The organism is Paenibacillus sp. 598K, assembly GCF_003851045.1.
Classification (GTDB): Bacteria; Bacillota; Bacilli; order Paenibacillales; family Paenibacillaceae; genus Paenibacillus_D.
In genome coordinates, this window is record NZ_BFBX01000128.1 from 41,158 (window position 1) to 59,725 (window position 18,568).

The 18,568-nt window shown below is 57.6% G+C and carries 22 protein-coding genes; 4 read left to right on the forward strand and 18 right to left on the reverse strand.

Translation table 11 applies throughout. The features are described from left to right. Positions 1-55: 55 nt before the first annotated feature. The 6 genes from PA598K_RS29440 to PA598K_RS29465 all read right to left on the reverse strand — a co-directional run bounded on the left by PA598K_RS29440 (position 56) and on the right by PA598K_RS29465 (position 3,486). Positions 56-700 (reverse strand): fumarylacetoacetate hydrolase family protein, encoded by a 645-nt coding sequence (locus PA598K_RS29440; protein WP_128660360.1) that lies wholly within the window; start codon positions 698-700, stop codon positions 56-58. Positions 701-801: 101 nt separating this feature from the next. Further along, positions 802-1,188: a LytTR family DNA-binding domain-containing protein gene (locus tag PA598K_RS29445; protein WP_185602300.1), complete on the reverse strand. Its 387-nt coding sequence runs from the start codon at positions 1,186-1,188 to the stop codon at positions 802-804. A gap of 20 nt (positions 1,189-1,208) precedes the next feature. Then, positions 1,209-1,331: a cyclic lactone autoinducer peptide gene (locus tag PA598K_RS29450; protein ID WP_128660362.1), complete on the reverse strand. Its 123-nt coding sequence runs from the start codon at positions 1,329-1,331 to the stop codon at positions 1,209-1,211. Between the two features lie 5 nt (positions 1,332-1,336). Further along, entirely contained in the window at positions 1,337-1,852 is a 516-nt protein-coding gene (locus tag PA598K_RS29455; protein WP_128660363.1) for an accessory gene regulator ArgB-like protein, read from the reverse strand. Next, complete coding sequence (locus tag PA598K_RS29460) at positions 1,849-2,469, reverse strand: hypothetical protein (RefSeq protein ID WP_128660364.1); 621 nt, start codon at positions 2,467-2,469, stop codon at positions 1,849-1,851. Before PA598K_RS29460 ends, PA598K_RS29455 begins: the two co-directional genes overlap by 4 nt. 126 nt (positions 2,470-2,595) lie before the next feature. After that, entirely contained in the window at positions 2,596-3,486 is an 891-nt protein-coding gene (locus tag PA598K_RS29465) for a helix-turn-helix domain-containing protein (protein ID WP_185602301.1), read from the reverse strand. Positions 3,487-3,657: 171 nt separating this feature from the next. Here PA598K_RS29465 and PA598K_RS29470 point away from each other — a divergent pair, with 171 nt between their 5' ends. Next, positions 3,658-4,494, forward strand: coding sequence for a sugar phosphate isomerase/epimerase family protein (locus PA598K_RS29470; protein ID WP_128660366.1), 837 nt, complete (start codon positions 3,658-3,660; stop codon positions 4,492-4,494). A 187-nt stretch (positions 4,495-4,681) separates the two neighbouring features. On the opposite strand, the gene PA598K_RS29475 is transcribed toward PA598K_RS29470, so the two are convergent. Next, positions 4,682-4,981 (reverse strand): hypothetical protein, encoded by a 300-nt coding sequence (locus PA598K_RS29475; RefSeq protein ID WP_307719901.1) that lies wholly within the window; start codon positions 4,979-4,981, stop codon positions 4,682-4,684. A gap of 177 nt (positions 4,982-5,158) precedes the next feature. Between PA598K_RS29475 and PA598K_RS29480 the strand changes: the two genes are divergently transcribed. The 3 genes from PA598K_RS29480 to PA598K_RS29490 all read left to right on the forward strand — a co-directional run bounded on the left by PA598K_RS29480 (position 5,159) and on the right by PA598K_RS29490 (position 7,358). Beyond that, positions 5,159-5,743 carry a YhcN/YlaJ family sporulation lipoprotein gene (locus PA598K_RS29480; RefSeq protein ID WP_128660367.1) on the forward strand — a complete coding sequence of 195 codons (585 nt, stop codon included), beginning with the start codon at positions 5,159-5,161 and terminating at the stop codon, positions 5,741-5,743. Positions 5,744-5,930: 187 nt separating this feature from the next. Beyond that, positions 5,931-6,155 (forward strand): helix-turn-helix domain-containing protein, encoded by a 225-nt coding sequence (locus tag PA598K_RS29485; protein ID WP_128660368.1) that lies wholly within the window; start codon positions 5,931-5,933, stop codon positions 6,153-6,155. Between the two features lie 195 nt (positions 6,156-6,350). Continuing rightward, the gene (locus PA598K_RS29490; protein WP_128660369.1) at positions 6,351-7,358 is read left to right on the forward strand and encodes a ketoacyl-ACP synthase III; all 1,008 of its coding nucleotides are present in this window, start codon (positions 6,351-6,353) and stop codon (positions 7,356-7,358) included. A gap of 49 nt (positions 7,359-7,407) precedes the next feature. Here PA598K_RS29490 and PA598K_RS29495 read toward each other — a convergent pair whose 3' ends face one another. The 11 genes from PA598K_RS29495 to PA598K_RS29545 all read right to left on the reverse strand — a co-directional run bounded on the left by PA598K_RS29495 (position 7,408) and on the right by PA598K_RS29545 (position 18,513). Further along, the gene (locus PA598K_RS29495) at positions 7,408-8,622 is read right to left on the reverse strand and encodes an ATP-grasp domain-containing protein (RefSeq protein WP_128660370.1); all 1,215 of its coding nucleotides are present in this window, start codon (positions 8,620-8,622) and stop codon (positions 7,408-7,410) included. Then, positions 8,619-9,752 carry a DegT/DnrJ/EryC1/StrS family aminotransferase gene (locus tag PA598K_RS29500; RefSeq protein WP_128660371.1) on the reverse strand — a complete coding sequence of 378 codons (1,134 nt, stop codon included), beginning with the start codon at positions 9,750-9,752 and terminating at the stop codon, positions 8,619-8,621. The genes PA598K_RS29495 and PA598K_RS29500 overlap by 4 nt, the downstream gene beginning before the upstream one ends. 32 nt (positions 9,753-9,784) lie before the next feature. Continuing rightward, positions 9,785-10,798: a glycosyltransferase family protein gene (locus tag PA598K_RS29505; protein ID WP_128660372.1), complete on the reverse strand. Its 1,014-nt coding sequence runs from the start codon at positions 10,796-10,798 to the stop codon at positions 9,785-9,787. Between the two features lie 38 nt (positions 10,799-10,836). Next, a complete protein-coding gene (locus tag PA598K_RS29510; RefSeq protein ID WP_128660373.1) occupies positions 10,837-12,117 on the reverse strand; it encodes a glycosyltransferase in 1,281 nt (426 codons plus the stop codon). A gap of 3 nt (positions 12,118-12,120) precedes the next feature. Beyond that, positions 12,121-12,396 carry a hypothetical protein gene (locus PA598K_RS29515; RefSeq protein WP_128660374.1) on the reverse strand — a complete coding sequence of 92 codons (276 nt, stop codon included), beginning with the start codon at positions 12,394-12,396 and terminating at the stop codon, positions 12,121-12,123. Positions 12,397-12,436: 40 nt separating this feature from the next. After that, a complete protein-coding gene (locus PA598K_RS29520) occupies positions 12,437-13,762 on the reverse strand; it encodes a glycosyltransferase family 2 protein (RefSeq protein ID WP_128660375.1) in 1,326 nt (441 codons plus the stop codon). Continuing rightward, positions 13,759-14,796, reverse strand: coding sequence for a GT-D fold domain-containing protein (locus PA598K_RS29525; RefSeq protein ID WP_128660376.1), 1,038 nt, complete (start codon positions 14,794-14,796; stop codon positions 13,759-13,761). Before PA598K_RS29525 ends, PA598K_RS29520 begins: the two co-directional genes overlap by 4 nt. 73 nt (positions 14,797-14,869) lie before the next feature. After that, positions 14,870-16,009, reverse strand: coding sequence for a CgeB family protein (locus PA598K_RS29530; protein WP_128660377.1), 1,140 nt, complete (start codon positions 16,007-16,009; stop codon positions 14,870-14,872). 42 nt (positions 16,010-16,051) lie between these two features. Next, positions 16,052-17,026, reverse strand: a complete 975-nt coding sequence (rfbB, locus tag PA598K_RS29535) for a dTDP-glucose 4,6-dehydratase (protein ID WP_128660378.1) — start codon at positions 17,024-17,026, stop codon at positions 16,052-16,054. Beyond that, positions 17,026-17,745 (reverse strand): sugar phosphate nucleotidyltransferase, encoded by a 720-nt coding sequence (locus tag PA598K_RS29540; RefSeq protein ID WP_128660379.1) that lies wholly within the window; start codon positions 17,743-17,745, stop codon positions 17,026-17,028. The genes rfbB and PA598K_RS29540 overlap by 1 nt, the downstream gene beginning before the upstream one ends. A gap of 39 nt (positions 17,746-17,784) precedes the next feature. After that, on the reverse strand, positions 17,785-18,513 hold the full coding sequence (locus PA598K_RS29545) for a glycosyltransferase family 2 protein (RefSeq protein WP_128660380.1): 729 nt from the start codon (positions 18,511-18,513) through the stop codon (positions 17,785-17,787). Positions 18,514-18,568 lie beyond the last annotated feature (55 nt).

Sequence of the window (18,568 nt, forward strand, 5' to 3'; positions counted from 1 at the left end):
AAGTTTACCATCTTCCCCCTTTCGTTTCACGAGATTTCGTCATTTTTCGACCGGATCAGTCAGAGCTAGCGGGCGTCAGCGCGATCCGGCAGCCACCCTCGCGCAGGTCGTCCCAGTACAACGCCAGCTCGTCGCCATCGCCCAGCTTGCCGACACCGGCAGGCGTACCTGTGAAGATCAGATCTCCCTCATCCAAGCCATAGTGCGTGCCGATATGCTCGAACAGCTCCGGCAAGCCAAAGATCGCGTCGCGCAGCGCCCCGCGCTGGCGCTCCTCGTCGTTGATGCGCAGTGCGAACGACGTCTCGGTGAGCGCGTCGAGCCCCTCGAACGGGCGGAAGGCCGTCAGCGGCGCCGATCCTGCGAACCCCTTGGCTCTCAGCCACGGATGCCGATCCTGCTTCAGCACCGTCTGCACCTCGCGCAGCGTCAAGTCGAGCCCAAGCGCAAAGCTGTCGATCAGCGCTTCGACAGCCAGACCGGGCTTGTACCGCCCTCCGATCCGGACCACCAACTCCGCCTCATAGTGGACGTCGCCATACCTACCCGGCAACGAAATCACTTGGTCATCCAGAGGCACGATAGCATGCGTAGGCTTCATGAAGATCATCGGGCTGTCCGGAACGTCGTTACCCAGCTCCTCAGCATGCTTGCCATAATTGCGGCCCACACAATACACATTTCTAATGTCACGATTCACGTTTCGTTTTGCCTCCCTCAAGTCCTATTCTTATCGGTGATACGGCCGTGCACATCTTCCGGACAACGAGAAAAACCGCACGAAGCGTGCGGTTCTCTGGTCTAGTAGCCCAATATCGCTCCGCCGGCTGGCATTCCTCGAACCACCGCATCAAAATGCTTCGCCGAGAACGTGCAGCTTTTGGAATTGGACGTAAGCGGCCACTCGAAATAAGCCTTTTTCGTGCTCTTGTCCAAATAAGCAATATTGTGAATATTGACAGCGTTATTCCGATCCACGAGCTTAAAATTAAAGCCGCTATTGTTCAAAAGCTCCACATAGAACCGCAATGTGCCCATCGTGTAGTAGCTAGCCTCGCGAGTATGGACTACGATACGATTAATAATACCATCACACTCGAAAAAAATAATGTCTTCGATTTGAATCAGCTTAAGGCCCAATCCTCCATCAACATCGAGCGCGACGGACAAATGCCTGCATTCATGCATATTGACCATCCCCTGTTGGATTATTTGAGCAGTTCCTCAGGCGTCTCCGGCTGGTTGATCCATGACCAACTAGCGGTACTTACGACAAGCACAGCGATAGAAGAAAGGACAGTGGCAATTGTAGTATAGAAACGTTTCTTCAATTTACTCACCTCCTTCCCCGAATCAGTGTGAGACCTTGGGTTAGGAAAGCTGCTGCGAGAACAGAATAACCGATGATTGCACTTACCGCAATCATACCTAATGCAATCATCTTCAAATACTTGAAATAGCGAGTCGGAATGCGAGTCTGCTTCTCGATTCGAGAAGGAGCATAAAGCAGAGCTAGTACAAAAGCTCCACCGTTCATCAGCAGGGTTGCTGTAGGGCCAAAATCCGCAAAACTAAGTAAAGTGATACCGAAAGAAGAAACAAGTATGCACAAAACCCCGGATTGAAGATGGTACCCGCCAGAAACTTGTCGTAGAAGCGCAAAGCCGATCATGGCTACTGTCGTCTCCACGACACGTCCTGTGTACAGAGAGATAGCAAGTGAAAACAGAATGACGGAAAGCGTATTAATAAACAGCTTGATTGAATATTGAAGAACAGCAAGACTTGCCGGATGCTCGGGCACATTTTTTTTAATATTGATCGCAATTCTCTCCGAGATCGCGTTTATCAATATTCCTCAGCCTCTTTCTTAATTGAATAAAAAAGAAAAATAAGCAAAGCAATGACAAAGCCGACAAGCCCGATAAATACATCAAGCAATTGCATCATGATGCCTAAAAAGACAACAAAGGCAACAATGAGCAAAATAATGATAATATGCTCTCTCTTGAATCTAAGTTTTTCAAAATCGAATGTAAAGCCATAGCCTTTTCGATACAAGTAAAGGCTAATAAATATTAATATCCCGGTCAGCAACTGGAATAGATAGCCCTTGATGGGATCGGTCTTTATTTCTTCCAGCGAGAACAAAAAATTAATAAAAACCGCTTGAATAACAATGGACGCAGAATAACCAACAATCGTCATCAAGAAGGACCAAATCAGCGGTATACGAACAATGGTACTGAAAAACAATGCGGTAATGATGAGATTGACGATGGGAGCAATGTACGATAATGATTCGATATTCTCTCTTGTGAGGTAATTCTGAAAATTAATAATCTCAATAATCAGCAAGGAGTGCCAGAAATATTTCTTGAGGTCGAAACGAAACACATACAGTGCAACTGCATAGATCGAAAGTCCCTCAATGGTGGAGAACAGCATGAATAACAAAAAATGCGTCACGATCATCAACCATCCCTATCTTTTTGACACCATATGCCTACTTCTATAATAATCCCAAAGCCGTTTTTTTTCGACCCTTTGTCCCATAATTTTTATCTTGACAAATGACGAGCTACCTACTTCTGTTTATCTATAGCTCGGCAATGCCGCTGCGGCTATTCGCTGCTTGCGATATGCTGTCGGCGACATCCCGACCCGCGCCCTGAATAGGCGGACGAAAGTCTTGTACGATCCGAAGCCGACCTCGTAGCATACCTCCGACACCGACATCCCGGTAGATGCCAGCAGGCCGCAGGCATGGCGAATCCGAAGCTCGCTCAATAGCTGCATAAAGGATAAACCCGTCGCCTCCTTGATCCGCTCGCTGATCCGCGACATGCTGATCGCGAAGCGATCCGACAGGATCGTCAGCGTCAACGGCTCCTGGTGGTGTCGCTGGATGTAGTGTACGACCCGCCAGATCGGATTGGCCGGGACGAGATTGGTCGACGCCCCCTTCGATCCGCACTCGCCCGACCGACGCTCCCGGTCAAATACGATCAGCACCTCGGTCAGCTTCGCCCTCAGCATCGCCCCTCGCCAATCGTCGCTGCGCTCGTACTCCTCCAGCATCTGACGCAGCAAGAGCAGCATACGGTCATGCTCCATGCCCGTCATTTGGAGATGAGGCGACAGCGAGGCATCCTCAGCCAGCAGGCGGCCGAGTCCCTCATGAGAGCTCGTCCCCATCAGCAAGTCCAGGCCGAACATGCAGTTGACGAGCTCCAGCGTATGCCCAGGCTCCGTCTCGATCTCATGGATCTGATAAGGCAGGATTAGTGAGAAGGTCCCCGGTCGCATCGAATGCCGAACGCCATTAATCCATTCGGAACCACAGCCTTCCGTCACATAAGAGAATTCGAGGAAATCGTGACGATGCGACGGATAACCTTGCTTCAAGCGATGGATGTTGATATGTAAGGGCAGCGCGCTGTCCCGATTAGGATAATCTGTGAGCTGGAGAGGATACTGGGCCATCACTGACGCTCCCGTCGAATTATTGAGACATTGTTCGAAATGTCCGCCATGCTTTTCGTGTTGCTCTATCTTACCATGAAAACGTAATCTGTTAGAATGGAAATAGCCGCCTCGACTCGTGAACATCGTCGGCAGCGGTCAAATGGGATGATCTTAAGGAGGATATCAATCATGCTGAGAGGCTTAACCCCTGCTGGTCTGGGGGCTATCGCAAATGATGAACAGTACCTGGAGCTCGCTTCGCGCTACGGCTTCCAGACCGTCGACCTCGATCCGACCGGCCTGATCGGCCAACTCGGGCTGGATGGGACAAAAGCACGCCTGTCCGAGCTGGGTCTGTCGATCGGCTCTATCGGGCTATCTGTAGATTGGCGGACGACCGAGGAGAACTTCCGCACCTCGCTGACGGCGCTGCCAGCTCAGGCCGCAGCGGCAGCCGCGCTCGGGGTGACCCGTTGCTGCACCTATGTGCTGCCCTCCGTGGACGAGCCTGCCGCCCAATTCACCGTCTCTGCGACCAAGCGGCTGAGACTGTGCGCTCAGATCCTCGGCGGCTATGGCATCCGGCTCGGACTCGAGTTCGTAGGGCCGCATCATCTGCGCACGCGCTGGGCCAATCCCTTCCTCTGGACGGCCGAGGATACGCTGGCCTGGATCGAAGCGATCGGCGAACCGAATGTCGGTCTGTTGTTCGATGCCTACCACTGGTATACGACAGGCATGACGCTAGAGGACATCGGACGCCTGCGTGCAGATCAGATCGTCCATGTCCATATCAATGATGCCAAGGATGTACCGGTTGCTGAAGCGCTCGACAATGACCGCGTCTACCCCGGCGAAGGCGTCATTGATCTTGTCGGCTTCCTGAAGGCGCTACATGCGATTGGCTACAACGGCCCCGTCGCGCAAGAGATCCTCATGCCTGCTCCGCCGACCGACAGCCCTGAAGCGCTGGCAGAACGCTCGCGCCAAGGCTTCGATCGCGTGTTCGGCGCTGCTGGCCTCTAGACTGCCCTCAAAACGGAGCCTACGGTCACGGGATCGTTCTTTCGGGGACAAAGGCGAGCTAAACGCTTTCTGCAAGAAAGCGACTTCGGAAGGATAATCTTCGCTTCTCCAGTAACGATTCCGTGCCTCTTCGGCCTTTGAGGGCAGCCTGAGTATTTCGCTAACCAAAAAACCCCCTCGCCTTCCTTTAAAACAAGGAAGACGAGGGGGTTTTGACATATCCGTCACCGTCAAGCTGCTCCCGCGATAACACTCTCATTAGAGGATCTCTGCGCAGATGAACGATACACTCCACATTGGAGGTATGATACACAAGATGTCCAGCCTTTGCGTTAAAAAACTCCCTATTCGCTTCCTGTTCGGCAACTTCTCGAATCGGGGCTACCTCCGTAATAACCTTTTTATCGTCCTCCTCGTGGAATTCAATAACGGAAATTAAAACAAATTGGTCGGGAAACAACTCTCTGACTTGCTGCCACTGCATCATACATCCCTCCAGTTCCAGATTTATTATCTCGAGATTATTGGACCATTTCCAGAATTAAGCTGCATCCGACTTTGAACTTCCTCACCCTCCTTGGCGGATAGCAGACCCCACATTATGACATCCTAAGGAAAGCGGACACTGTGCCGCACGGCAAGGATCACAAGGAGGTCAGAGCGTATGCAGCGTATAGCAAAGCTCGGTGCTGCGGCCTTGATCATCGCAGTCGCAATCGTAGGCTGCGTCGATGAGCGCCAAGGCGATATCGGCAACCGCAATATACGTCAACAGCAATATAAAAAAGACGCCAACGGCAATTGGATCATTGACAAGCGCTTTGCCGTCGATCAGATGAATGAGATGAATCGGGCAGGCAGCAATCGCTTAAACAGCAATAATCTGATCGGCGCTCATCAGAACTACCGAATGGAGATGAATAGCGACGTCTCGGAAGCAGTGGCATCAATTCCAGGGGTTCGAGCGGCCTATGTGCTGTTGGCCGACCACAACAGCTACTGTGCCATCACGATGGAGGACCGCGAGAACGTCGAGCCTCCAACTGATGTGAAGCGTCAGGCGGCCCGCATCATCAAGGAGCTCCATCCTCAACAGGACCGCGTCTACGTATCGTCGGACCCGGTATTCGTCGATCGGATGTCGATGTATATGAACGAAGCGCAGCTGAAGCGCCCTGTGCAGCCTTACATCGCCGAGTTTAACGCGATGGTGGACCGCATCTTCCCGGTCGAAGCAGGGATTCAATAAGCGGCAAAACAAATGAGACAAAGCAAAGTCCTCCTGCTGCTTTATGCGGGAGGTTTTTTTCATGTTCCGTCCAGCCCAATTTTCGAGGGGAGCGCACCATCGCAGGGTCGTATTCATACTATAATTTGACTGTATCCCTTAACCTTGTTAGACCATAAAAACCCGGGCAAGGAGGGGTGACAAAAACGTGAAGGGTAGCGACCATAAGAGCAAGTTTTTATTGACCGCTCGGGAGCGCGAGGTGTTCGAGCTGCTGGTGCAGGACAAAACAACGAGAGATATTGCCAAGCATCTGTACATCAGCGAGAAGACCGTGCGTAACCATATCTCCAATGTCATGCAAAAATTGAATGTCAAAGGTCGTTCGCAAGCTGTGGTCGAGTTGATTAAGCTTGAGGAGTTAAAAATTTGATCTTTATTCGCACCCCTTGGTGAACCTCCTCGTCTTCCTTGCTTTAAAGGAAGGCGAGGAGGTTTTTTGGCGCCTTGACGAACACCACCACGAACAAACTCTATTGACAATAAGTCATCCTCAACCTTATACTACCTAGTATTAGTACCAGGTACTATAACCAGAGTATATATCCCCTGAGGAGGTAGAGATAGGATGACTACCAGCCGTATGCAATCCAACGCCGTCATCACGGCAATCGGCAGCTATGTACCCGAGCAAGTGCTCCGCAATGCGGATCTCGAACGGATGGTGGATACGAACGACGAATGGATCGTCCAGCGCACAGGCATCCGCGAGCGGCGGATCAGCGCCCCTGAGGAGTATGCGAGCGACCTCGCCGTCGCCGCTGTACGCGACCTTGAGCATCGTTACCTGGCCCGGCTGAGCGACATCGATTATATTATCGTCGCCACCTCGACGCCGGATACCGTCTTCCCCAGCGTCGCCTCCAGGGTCCAGCATGCCTGCGGCATCGTCTCCGCCGGGGCCGTCGATATCCAGGCGGCATGCGCCGGCTTCGTCTCCGGGCTGCAGCTCGCCAGCGGCCTGCTGCTCAGCGGCAGCTGCCGCAAGATTCTCGTCATCGGAACCGAGACCTTGTCCAAAATTACGGATTACACCGACCGCTCGACCTGTATCTTGTTCGGCGACGGGGCCGGCGCCGTACTCGTCGAAGCCGCCGCTGACGGCGCTGGCGCCTTCATCGCCTCGCGAAGCGCGACCGATGGCGCCGCTGGGCATCATCTTTACTGTTCCGCGTTATCCGACAACATCGGCGGACAGCCGATCGCAACCGAGCGTCGAATCGTGCAAAACGGCCGCGAGGTGTATAAATGGGCGGTGACACAAGTGTCCGGAGGTGTGCTGGAGCTGCTCGAAACGGCCGGCATCGAGCCCCCGGCGCTCGACTGGCTCATCCCCCACAGCGCCAATCTGCGTATCCTCGAATCGGTCAGCGAGCGGACCGGCATCGATATGACGCGAGTGCTGGAGAGCGTCGTCCACTATGGCAATACCTCTGCCGCCTCAATCCCGCTGGCGCTCGACCTCGCCGTGCGCGACGGTCGGGTGCAGCCTGGTCAACTGCTGCTGCTGTATGGCTTCGGCGGCGGACTGACCCAATCGGGTCTGCTGCTCCGCTGGACGCTGGAGCCCCGATGAAGCCAATGCGCTGCGCGGCCCGCTACGGACCGCGCAGCTCAGCTCATGGTCAGCCACATTCTGGACATTCGGTTGCAGCAGACACCCTATCGATCGTATCGATCGTAACGCTGCGCTTGACGTTCTGCAGCAGCTTTAGCGCATCCTCCAGCGTATCGCCCTTGACGACGATCTGGCCGATCCGGTCGGTGCCGACCCGGAACGGTCGCACGCTATCGCCCAGACGATAATCAAAGCTGATCTGGATGACATCCGGATGCGGCTCGCAGCCAATCTCCTGCTTCACTAGCCTGCCATGACTGTTATGGATGAGCAGCTCGCATGCGCATGGGGTAGCCCCCACCCTCTCAAATCTGGGCGAACGATCAAGCGCAGCCCGCACCATCTGTTCATAATAGTCATAGCCATAATGGGTCGACACAATCTCCGGCAGACAAGTCGCTCCTGCACGACCGCCGATCTCCAGGACATAGACCTCCTGGCCCACCAGCATAAAATCCGCGTTGATTGCGCAATTGTCCAGCTCCAGGGCAGCAATGCTGCGCTTCAGCTGCTCCTGCGCGTCTCGCACAGTCTCATCCGCGAGCGCATAAGGCACATAGTGCCCGATCGGCACCCCCGCATCCCCGTAAAACATAAAATCTCCATGCGGCAAGATGTATTGAATCTCGCCGTCATAGACGAAGGCTTGAGCGCCGAATTCGATCCCTTCCAAATACTGCTCGACGATAAAAAACGACTGTTTCGTCGCCTTCATCACCCTATCGTAGGCGGCGTCAACCGCTTCTGGCGACTCCACCTTAATGATGCCCTTGCTGCCGCCGCCATCAACGGCCTTGAAGACAACCGAGTGCGGCAGCGACTGATAAGCGCGTCGAGCCGCATCGCGACTGTCTGCCCGGAGCCAGGAGGCGGTACGTACCGAATGTTTGGCGAATGCCTGCTTCATCTCCCATTTGTTCGAAGACAGGCGAGCCGCCCGCTCGCTAAGGCCCTTCAGTCCCAGAGCATCGCAGACCGCTCCGACGGCCCGGACCGCTACATCGGTGCCCGTCGTGCAGACGCCGCTGACACGTTCGGCGCGCGCAACCTGCAGGATGCCTTCGATATCCGTCGTATCGACCTCGTACACACGGTCCGCATAGCGGAACCCCGGATAGTCTCCCGAACAACTGGCGACGATGACTTCCAGCCCCATCGCCTTCGCCTTGCGGATGAGCGGCACCTGGCTGATGCCTGCCCCGAGTACGAGCAGCCGGCTCATGGCTGGAACTCCCTCACCCGGCTGATGATGCGTTCCATGTCGGCATCGCTGAGATTGGGGTGGATCGGCAAGGTCAGGATCTGCTTCCATACTATCAGCGTAAACGGCACGACTGCCCGAGTGTTGATATAGCTAGGATGAAGGTGACAAGGGTAATAATGGACTCCGGTCGCGATGTTATGCTCCTGCAGATGGCCGATCAGTCGATCGCGACGCGCCTCATCCGGCAGCCGGACCTGGTACAGATGCCAGGAGCTGCGGGCATAGTCCTTTTCCTGGGGCAGTTGCAGCCAAGGAAGATCGCTTAGTTCTTTTTGATAACGCTCCGCCACTTCGCGCCGCCGCCCATTGAGCAGATCCAGCTTGCCGAGCTGTACCAGTCCGATCGCCGCTTGAAGATCATTCATATGGTATTTGTACCCGACTTCATCCACATAATACTGCCATGCGTATACCTTTTCGGAGGAGGAACGAATCCACGTATCGCGCGAGATACCGACCCAGCGTTTTTCGCGGATTTTGCGTGCCATCCATTCCGCATTGCAGGTGATGGCTCCGCCTTCGCCGCTCGTCAGATTTTTGACAGCATGGAAGCTGAAGCAGGTGAGCGGACTGATCGAGCCGATCGGCTTGCCTTTGTAGGCGGCGCCGCATGCATGTGCCGCGTCCTCGACGACGTGGATGCCATGATGCGCCGCGAGCTTATGAATGGCGTCCATGTCGCAGGGGTGACCGCCCATATGGACGACGATGACAGCCTTGGTGCGCGGCGTGATCTTGCGCTCGATATCGGCGACCGAGAGATTCAGCGAGTCGCCCTCGATATCCGCGAAGACCGGATCGGCGCCGACATATCTTACGGCATGTACCGTCGAGATGAAGGTCATCGACGGCACGATCACCTCGTCGCCCGGCCCGACCCGCAGGATATCCAGCGCCAGGTGCAGCGCCGCTGTGCCAGAGTTCAGGGCTGCAGCAAACCGCGAGCCGACAGAGGCGGCGAATTCTTGCTCGAACTGCTCTGTCTTGGGCCCCAACCCGAGCCAGCCCGAGCGCATGACCTCCGCGACTGCATCGATCTCCTCCTGACCGATAGACGGCTGCAAGACGGGAATATGTCTATGCTTCAATACGATGAACTCCTTTCTCCTCTAGCGATCCTTCACTTCTGGTCCTGCAGGATCTCCTCGTGCCAACGCTTGGCGCAAGCCGCGATCGTGAAGTGCTCGCGCGCATCGGCCTGCGCGTGCTCCCGGATCTGTTGTCGCAACGACGGCCGCTCGATCAGCTCGCAGATCGCCTCATACCATCCTCTGCTCTGCGCCCGAGTCAGAAGACCATTGACGCCATGCTTTACCCAGCCTTGGTACGGCGGCGTATCCGCATAGATGCCAGCGATGCCGCATGCCGCGTATTCGCGAAACTTGTTGTTCGTCTTACAGTTATGCAACAGCGTCTCCTCGAGCGGAGCTAGACCGATATCCCAGTTCGACTGGTACAGCCGTCTCAGAAAGTTGCGATAATCCGGATCATATTGAGCAAACGTGACTTGATGCAGGTCTTCGAGACCATCCGGGATATAGCCAAAAAACTCGATTTTGACCCGGTTGCCATACGTCCTCGCAACGCCGCGCAGCGCCTGGATGACCGGCTCGAACGCCGATTCCTTGCGCCCTCCTTCATAGCCGATATGGATGCGTCCATCCCGCTTTTGTGGTTTTTCCAGACGGTCCAGCATCTGGAAGTCGACACTTCCCGTGAAGCTGACTACACGGCGCGGATGGTAGTGCCGCTCCAGATGCCGGGCGAAATAGTCCGAAGCGACCTTGACCATCTCTGCTTCCCGTATAAAACGGCTGTAGACCTCCCGCCTCATCGGATCATGATAGAACTGGCCGCTCTCCGAGCCCGGCGACATCGCCAGGAAGTAATCGTCGATGACGTAGACCGTCTTCTTGCCCATTTCCTTGGCCTCTCGCAACAAGTTGTACGCGCCGGGATGCACCGTTCGGAAGAACAGGATGACATCCGCAGCCGCCACATCGTTCTTATCGGCCTCGAAATCCTGCCTCACCTTGTAATGGCATACGCCATGTCGCTGCAGCTCGCGAAATGGCTGCTCGATGCCGATCTTGTACGATGCGATATATGGCGAGCCGACGATGAGCACGCGCATAACACCCCTCCTTTCATCCTATGTTCGCTCCCCCGTCCCTAATGCCCGAAGATATGCTCTCGCCAGGCATCCGCGCAGTTGTCCAGCGAGAACAGCTCGCGCGCCTTTGTCTCGGCCTGAATCCGTATCTGCTCACGCAGGTCAGGATTATCAATCATCGTGCATAGACCCGCATACCAGCCCTCCTCGGTATGGGGCACCAGATAGCCGTTCTCGCCATGCGTCACCCAAGGCCGATACACCGGCGAGTCGGAATAGATGCCGGGGATGCCGCAGGCGCTATACTCCCGTAGCTTGTTGTTGGTCTTGCCGTTATTGAAGAGCGTCGTCGAGAGCGGAGCGATGCCGATGTCCCACGCCCGCTGCTTGAGACTGCGGATGAAGGTACGGTAATCGACGCCGCCCTCGGTATAGGTAATGTTGGGCAGACCTTCCAGACCCGGCGGCATATAGCCGATAAACTCGAACGATACGAACCCGCCGTAGTATCTCAGGATGCGCCGAAGTGCGGGGACGACAGCAGCAAACTCCTCCTCCTTGCTGGTGCCCTCATAACCAATGACGAGCGGGCCACTCTGGCGCGGCAGCCGCTCGACGCCGTCGAGCCACTCGAAGTCTACACTGGCAGAGAAATACATCGTCGGGCGGTTGAATACAGCCTCGATATAGGAGCCCAGCTCTGGCGCGTCGACCTTGACGATGTGCGCCAGCGTCAAAAACTGACGGCAGGCTTCCTGGCGCTCCGGGTCTCGATAATACCGGCCAACCTCTGACGTCGGCGGGATCTCCAGGAAATTATCGTCGATGACATAGATCGTCCGCTTACCCAGCTCATGCGCCACCTTCAGGAGCTCCAGCGCCGCAGGCTCAACGTTGCGAACGAATACGATCGTATGGGCGGCTGCGATCATCTCGCGGGTCACCGTCCCCTCCTCATGGATCGCATAACTGAAGCCGCCGCGACGGCGCAGCGCCTCGAAGGGCTGGATAATGATAATATCCATCGATGCAATGTATCCGGCCGAGACGACCAACGCATCCACCGGCGGGAGCAAGGAAGGCGTCGGGGCGGGCGGCTGCGCTGCTGCAGCGGCCCGGCCCCGCTCGAGACCAAGCGCATAGCCATCCCTGCGACCGCGCTCGAAGCCTTCGTGTCTACCCGTCTGAAAGGCGTTCCGACGAATGCCCTCTGCCCGATTGCCGACGCTACTGCGGCTTTTCCTGCGTGCGACGATGACGCCGCTCCGGCGGAATTTTTTGCGAGCGATGCGGTACACTCGTCTGCGTGCGCCTGACGTCTTTCTTTTTTTTCGTGTCATGGCTTACGCTCCTTTATAAGCTTCTTGATGACCGGCTTCCAGTCCCTCGGCATAACCGATATTGAAGCCTTCGTTGTAAGCTTCGTCAAAGCCCGCGTCATAAGCCTGATTGTACGAAGGGGAAGTTGCCCCTGTGGCGTGACTTCTTCTGCGGCGCAGACCGCCACGGCGTCTAAGCCTGCCTTTGCCCTTGAGACGGCCGCGCGTCCGCGATCTGCGCACCAGTTTTCCTGCCCGTTTTTTAGCGCCGCGGGTCGCCTTTTTTTTGCGTTTCGTCATCGTTGCTCCTGCCTCCTCGATAGTTGATATCTGTCTTGTCTCAGATCTCTCCAGAGTGGATCGTCGGCGGGGCGATGATCGGAGGACCTTGCGGGGCCCGATCGACCGCCAAGCTGCGACTGATCTCCTGCTCGGCCAGCCGCCAGCAGGCCAGCGCCCGATCATTCAAGAAGCGACGCCACAGGCCTTCGCGGTATTGGCAAAGACCGTGGGGTGTCTGCGCGAGGATGCCCTCGCGCAGCTGTCCCTCCTGCGCGGCGGCGCGCAGCATCGCTTGGCGATGCTCGACCTCTTGAGAAGTAAAGACGCCGCCCATCGGCCAACTGGCCAGATCGACCCGGGAGACGCGCACTGCCCGGTCGCGGCAGGCCCCGCCGCCCCCCTCGTCGATCTGGTACCGATGCCCGCCCTCCACCCAGTACAATGTCGGGTCAGACCCCTGCACGATAATGCAGGTCGGATACAGATCGGTCGTCCGCCAGCGCGCTTCCCCGATCTGCCAGTCCAGACCCAGCATGCCGTGCGGATCGGACCACTTCTCCGAGTAATACCGCAGATTGTTGCCGTACACCTCATCGAACTTGCCGTCGAGCGCCTTCATTGATACGCTGCCGTAATGGTGGATGAAGGTATCCCGTGCAATGATCAATTGTCGTCCGAGCAGCCTGAGGCGCAAGCCATAATCGTCATCCTCGCAATTGCCGATCTCGAACCCCTCGTCAAAGTATCCGAGCTGCTCGAACGTCTCGCGCCGCATCAGCATGCAGAATCCGGTCAGTCGGCCCGTCATCTGCCAGGCGGCAGGGTCAGGACGATTGTACGAACGGGCGAAGGCCTGCATCTCCGGCATCGAGCCGTATCCGACCTCCAGCAGCTGATCGCCGCTAATATAGTTGGTCATCGGCCCGACGATGCCATGATCCGGGCTCGCATGCAGACAATGCAGCAGATTGGCAAGCCAGCCCTCGGTGACGACCGAGTCATTGTTCAGGATGAGCAGCGTCTCGCCTCGCGCCATCATCATCCCCTGGTTGACTGCGCCGGCAAACCCGAGATTGCTCGCGTTGATCCGGTAGCGCACGCCTCGCAGCGAGTGCAGGTAGCGGTCGGTTCCATCGGTAGAAGCATTATCGATGATGATCAGCTCATACGGCTGCGGCGTATAGGTGTGGACACTCTCAATGCATTCCTTCAGATAATTGACCTTGTTGCAGGTTGGAATGATGATGCTCGTGCCCGTCATCGGCAAGCGAAACTGCGATGAGCCGTCCGCAGCGCCTTTGCGGTAGCCTTCCTCGTATCCTCTCGCATAGCCTTGCCGCTTTCCCGCCTCGAAGCCCGACCGGGCGTCGCGATGCCGCTTCATAGCACGGCCTCCCCTTTGATGAGCGCGTCTGCGAGATGACCGAAGTCGATCGCCGTCCTCCCCAGCTCTGTCGCGATCCGTTGTGCGATCACGACGGCCGGGATACCGGCGCCGACCAACGCGATATCGAAGTGATGTCCGTGGATCTCCGCCATCACGCGAGGGATATCATGCATGCCCGCGACCGGAGCGATTACCCCTGCGACGACATACCCCCGACTCTCGAGGACGCTGGCCAGGCTCGGCGCGGTATTGCCGACGAGCAATACTCGCCTCCCCTGCAACAGCTGCGGCAGGCAGCCTTCCAGGTAGATCGTATAATTGATCGTCGAGATCGTCAGCTGGAGCTGGCGATAATCGATGCCGTAGGCTCGGAAAACCGCAAAAGCAAGCGGCTGGTAGTTGGGCAATCGCAGCTTGGGAATGCCGACGATATCCGCCCGGCATACCGCAGCGACCAACTGGTCCCGAGCCTCGAGATCCGGCAGCTGGATGCCGGCATACGGCAGGAAGTGCCCTTCGCGGAGCAACTGCTGGTCGCTCATCACCGTGCCCTGCGCCATCGTCAGCAGCTCGCCGTCTCCGAGTCTCACAACGGACAGCGGTCTGCCCTCGTCCATTGCCTGGAGGAGTCGGCTCGTGACCTCCCTTGCATTGAGCAGATGCTGCTTCTCCGACTGCAAAGCCTGGATGCCGGCTTCGATAATCCGATAGACCGGGATATCCGGCAGCATCTCCTCGTCGGACAGGAGGACATCGACGAGCCCTTCTCCCCCCTCGTACAGTCCGCTTCTGTACCCTTCCTCGCGTTGTCGCCCTCCGTCATCCGGCGGCTGCGTCTGATGCTTGATCAGCGCTGCGTCATAGCCCGCGTCATAGCCCTGGTTGTAGGACAGCCTGATCTGCTCCTGCAGCCGCTCCGCCCGTTGCTGAGCAGATGCGGTCGGCTTGCGGGCCGTCGGCTTCCGCCTCCCCGTACGACCTCTGCCCCGCCGCAGTCTGATCGGACGCTTCAGCTTCCTTGCTCGCTGCATCGTATGCGCTCCTTCCTCACCTTCTGTGACTACACTATATTCCCGCTGGTCCGCCCGGGACAGGTACAGCTATCTATATTCCGCCGCCGCCCGGGAAGACATGCTCCAGCAGCGCGCGGAGCCGCGTATCGTACGTATGATCTCTGCGCGTGCGCAGCAGGCCGCGCAAGGCCACCCGCCTGCGCGCCTCCTCGTCGCTCAGATAATGCTCCAGCTTGACAGCGAGCTCCTCGAACGAAGCGAATATCGCGATCTCCTCGTCCGCCCGATACCAATTGCCCAGATCGTGACGCTGGTCGGACAACTGCAGCGTGCCGCAAGCGGCAATCTCGAAGGTGCGAGGATTGGGCGAATGGGCTGGCAACTTGATCTGGTTGGCATTAATCGTGTCGTCGTCGATCGAGCGATGCAGATTGATGACGACTTTGGCGCCGTTGTAATAGCTGGCCGTCTCCTCCGGCGACATCCAGTCGCCGAGCCGGATGCTGCCCTCAAGCTCCTTGAAGTGCTTGAGCCGATCCCACCACCAGCCGGCGATGACGACCTTGCGACCGCGCAGATGCGGCATGAGGCGGTCGATCAGATCGATCCGATTCCAGAAGCCGGTGCCGATGAAGCAGATGTCCGACTGGTATTCCTGGCCAACGTGACGGGGATGGAACAACGACGGCTCCGCCCCGAAGGGGAGGTAGCATACCCGGGTGCAGCCCAGACTCGCATAATAAGCGACACAGCTCAGCTCCAGCGTGAAGACGTAGTCGTAGCGCGTGGCGATCGCACTCGTCCAGTCGGTGTAATAGGGATCGTCCGTGAACCAGATTGCTGTGCGGATGCCTTGCCGGCGCAGCTGCTCGACCTGCCCGGCTGGGAATACGGTGCCGTTGAGCGCCAGCACCAGATCAGGCCGCTCCCGGGTTGCTAGTGCAGCCACGTCATCCGACGGCGAAGCGACGACAGTGTCCGAGACATTCGCTCGCAGCGCCTCGATAACCGCCGCGTCCAGCGCCGGATACGGCACGCCGATGCCTGCCGTCACATAGATGACCCGCAGCGCCCGGCGCGGCAGCTCGATCGGCGGGATCGCCGCCAGCCCGCCCTGCATCATGCCTATGCGGTAGCCGTCGCCTCTTCCCTTGCGCATGCCCGCTTCACGGCCGGCTGCCTTGGCTGCCGCCTCCGGCGACAAGGAGGGGGCCATATCGTCATTGTGCATGCTTATGCCTCCGTTTGCTTCGTATTTGGTCCGCTCGTGCCATCAGGCGTCCCCGAGCAGCTTGCGCCACCATTGCGGATGCTGCACATACCACTCCACCGTCGAGCGCAGACCTTCGGCGAATGTATACTGAGGCATCCATCCGAGCTCCCGGCTCATCTTGCCGGCGTCGATCGCATAGCGACGGTCATGGCCCGCCCGGTCGGCTACGAACTGGATGAGCGACTCCGGCTTGCCGAGCTCCTGCAGGATCAGCCGGACGATCTCGAGGTTGGCGTGCTCGTTGTGGCCGCCGATATTGTACACCTCGCCCGGCGTCCCCCGCTCCAGCAGCAGTCGGATGGCTCGGCAATGATCCTCGACATGCAGCCAGTCGCGGATGTTCAGCCCGTCGCCATAGACCGGGATCGACTGGTCCTGTAGGGCCCGGATGATCGTCAGTGGGATCAGCTTCTCCGGATATTGGCGAGGGCCGTAGTTATTGGAGCAACGGGTGATGATGACAGGCAGACCATACGTCTCGCTATAGGCTCTGGCGATCAGGTCCGAGCCGGCCTTGCTCGCCGAGTAGGGGCTGTTGGGCATGAGCGGCGACGTCTCGGTAAAGTAGCCTGTCGGACCAAGCGTGCCGTATACCTCATCGGTGGAGATATGCAAAAAGCGGGGGATGCCGTGCCGCCTCGCGGCCTCCAGCAGCGTCTGTGTGCCGACGACATTGGCATCGATGAACGGTCTGGGATCGGCAATGCTGCGATCGACATGCGACTCGGCGGCGAAATGCACGACCGCATCGATGCCCTCCCCCATCACTTGGTCGACGAGGGCGCGGTCGCAGATGTTGCCCCGGATATGCCGATACCTGGGGTATCGCTCGACCGACCGCAGATTGTCTGGGTTGCCGGCATAGGTGAGGGCATCGAGATTGACCACCTCCGCATCGGGCTCCTCCTGCAGCAGCTGTAGGATGAAGTTGCTGCCGATGAAGCCCATGCCGCCGGTGACGAGCAGTCTGGCCATCAGCTCCGACCTCCCATCAGACGCGCGCTGGCTTCATGAAGCGACTGCAGCGTGCCGGCATCCGTCCACCATCCCTTCAGCATCGCGTAGCCGAGCTCTCCGCGCGCAGCGTAGACATTGTTGACATCCGTGATCTCCAGCTCGCCGCGTCCTGACGGGACGAGACCGTCGATTATCTCGAAGACGCTGTAATCGTACATATAGATGCCGGTGACGCAGTAAGAGGACGGCGGCTTCTTCGGCTTCTCGATGATCGACTCGATCCGCTCCCCCTTCAGCACCGGCACGCCGTAACGTCTGGCGTCGGGCACCTGCTTGAGCAGGACGCGAGCGCCCTTCTCCTGCGCCGCGTAAGCGGCTGTATGGACAGACAGCTCATCCTCGAACAGATTGTCGCCGAGCAGCACGACGAACCGTTCGCCCGGCTGCACGAACGTGCGAGCGCCGCCCAGCGCCTGAGCGATGCCGCCAGCCTCCTCCTGGATTTTGTAGGTGATGCGCACGCCCCATTCCTCGCCGCTGCCGAGCAGCTTCGCATAGAGTCCCGCGGAGTGGGCGCCAATGACGAGCAGCACCTCTTCGATGCCTGCCTGGCGGAGCTTCTCCACGCCGTGACAGATCATCGGCAGCGGACCGACCGGCAGCAGATGCTTGTTGATGATCTTGGTTAGCGGATAGAGACGGCTGCCGGTCCCTCCGGCCAGTATGATGCCTTTCATTATCCAACCACCCTCCCTGTAGCCTTGTGAACTTGCACATTAGATAAATTCCGCCGGGTCGACATTCCACTTGGCGATGAACCGCTGCCTGTTGCCTTCGATCAGCGCCTGTACGCGCTGCTGCTCCTCGCGCGAGAAGCTGGCGCTGCCATGATGGAAGACGAACACATCGCCTGCGATCAGCAGACGATAGCCCTCCATCCGGGCACGGTAACAATAATCGTCATCCTCGAAATGCCCGGCTCCATATCCCTCATCAAGCAGTCCGATGCGATCCAGCAGCTCCCGCTTGAAGAGGAAGCAGAGGCCGACGATCCGCTGCACAGGCAGCCAGCATTCGGGCTTCGATACGTTGTAGCGGCGACTCATATCTTCCAGATTCGTATAAGGCTCCTCGATCTGCTGACGCCCGCTCGCAAAGTTGGTCAACGGACCAACAACGCCGATATCCGGCGCGCTGCGCAGACAAGCGAGCAGATGCGTCAGCCAATGCGGCGTCACCAGCACGTCATTGTTGAGCAGCAGCAGCGTATCGCCGGTCGCCAGCTTTAGCCCGGCGTTACAGGCGGCCGGGAAGCCGCGATTGTCGGGAAGCGAGATGAAGGTCACCTTCTCCTGGCGACAGATATCGGCCGTGCCGTCGGTCGAGCCGTTGTCGACGACGATCACCTCCACCGGCTCAGGCGTGTGCTGACGGATCGCATAGAGGCAATCCTTCAGCAGTTCCTTGCCGTTATAGGTCGGAATGACGATGCTCGTTTTGGACATGACGTTCCTCCTAGGGCGTGTCTGCATACTCCGAAGGTAGCAGATTGGGCTGAAT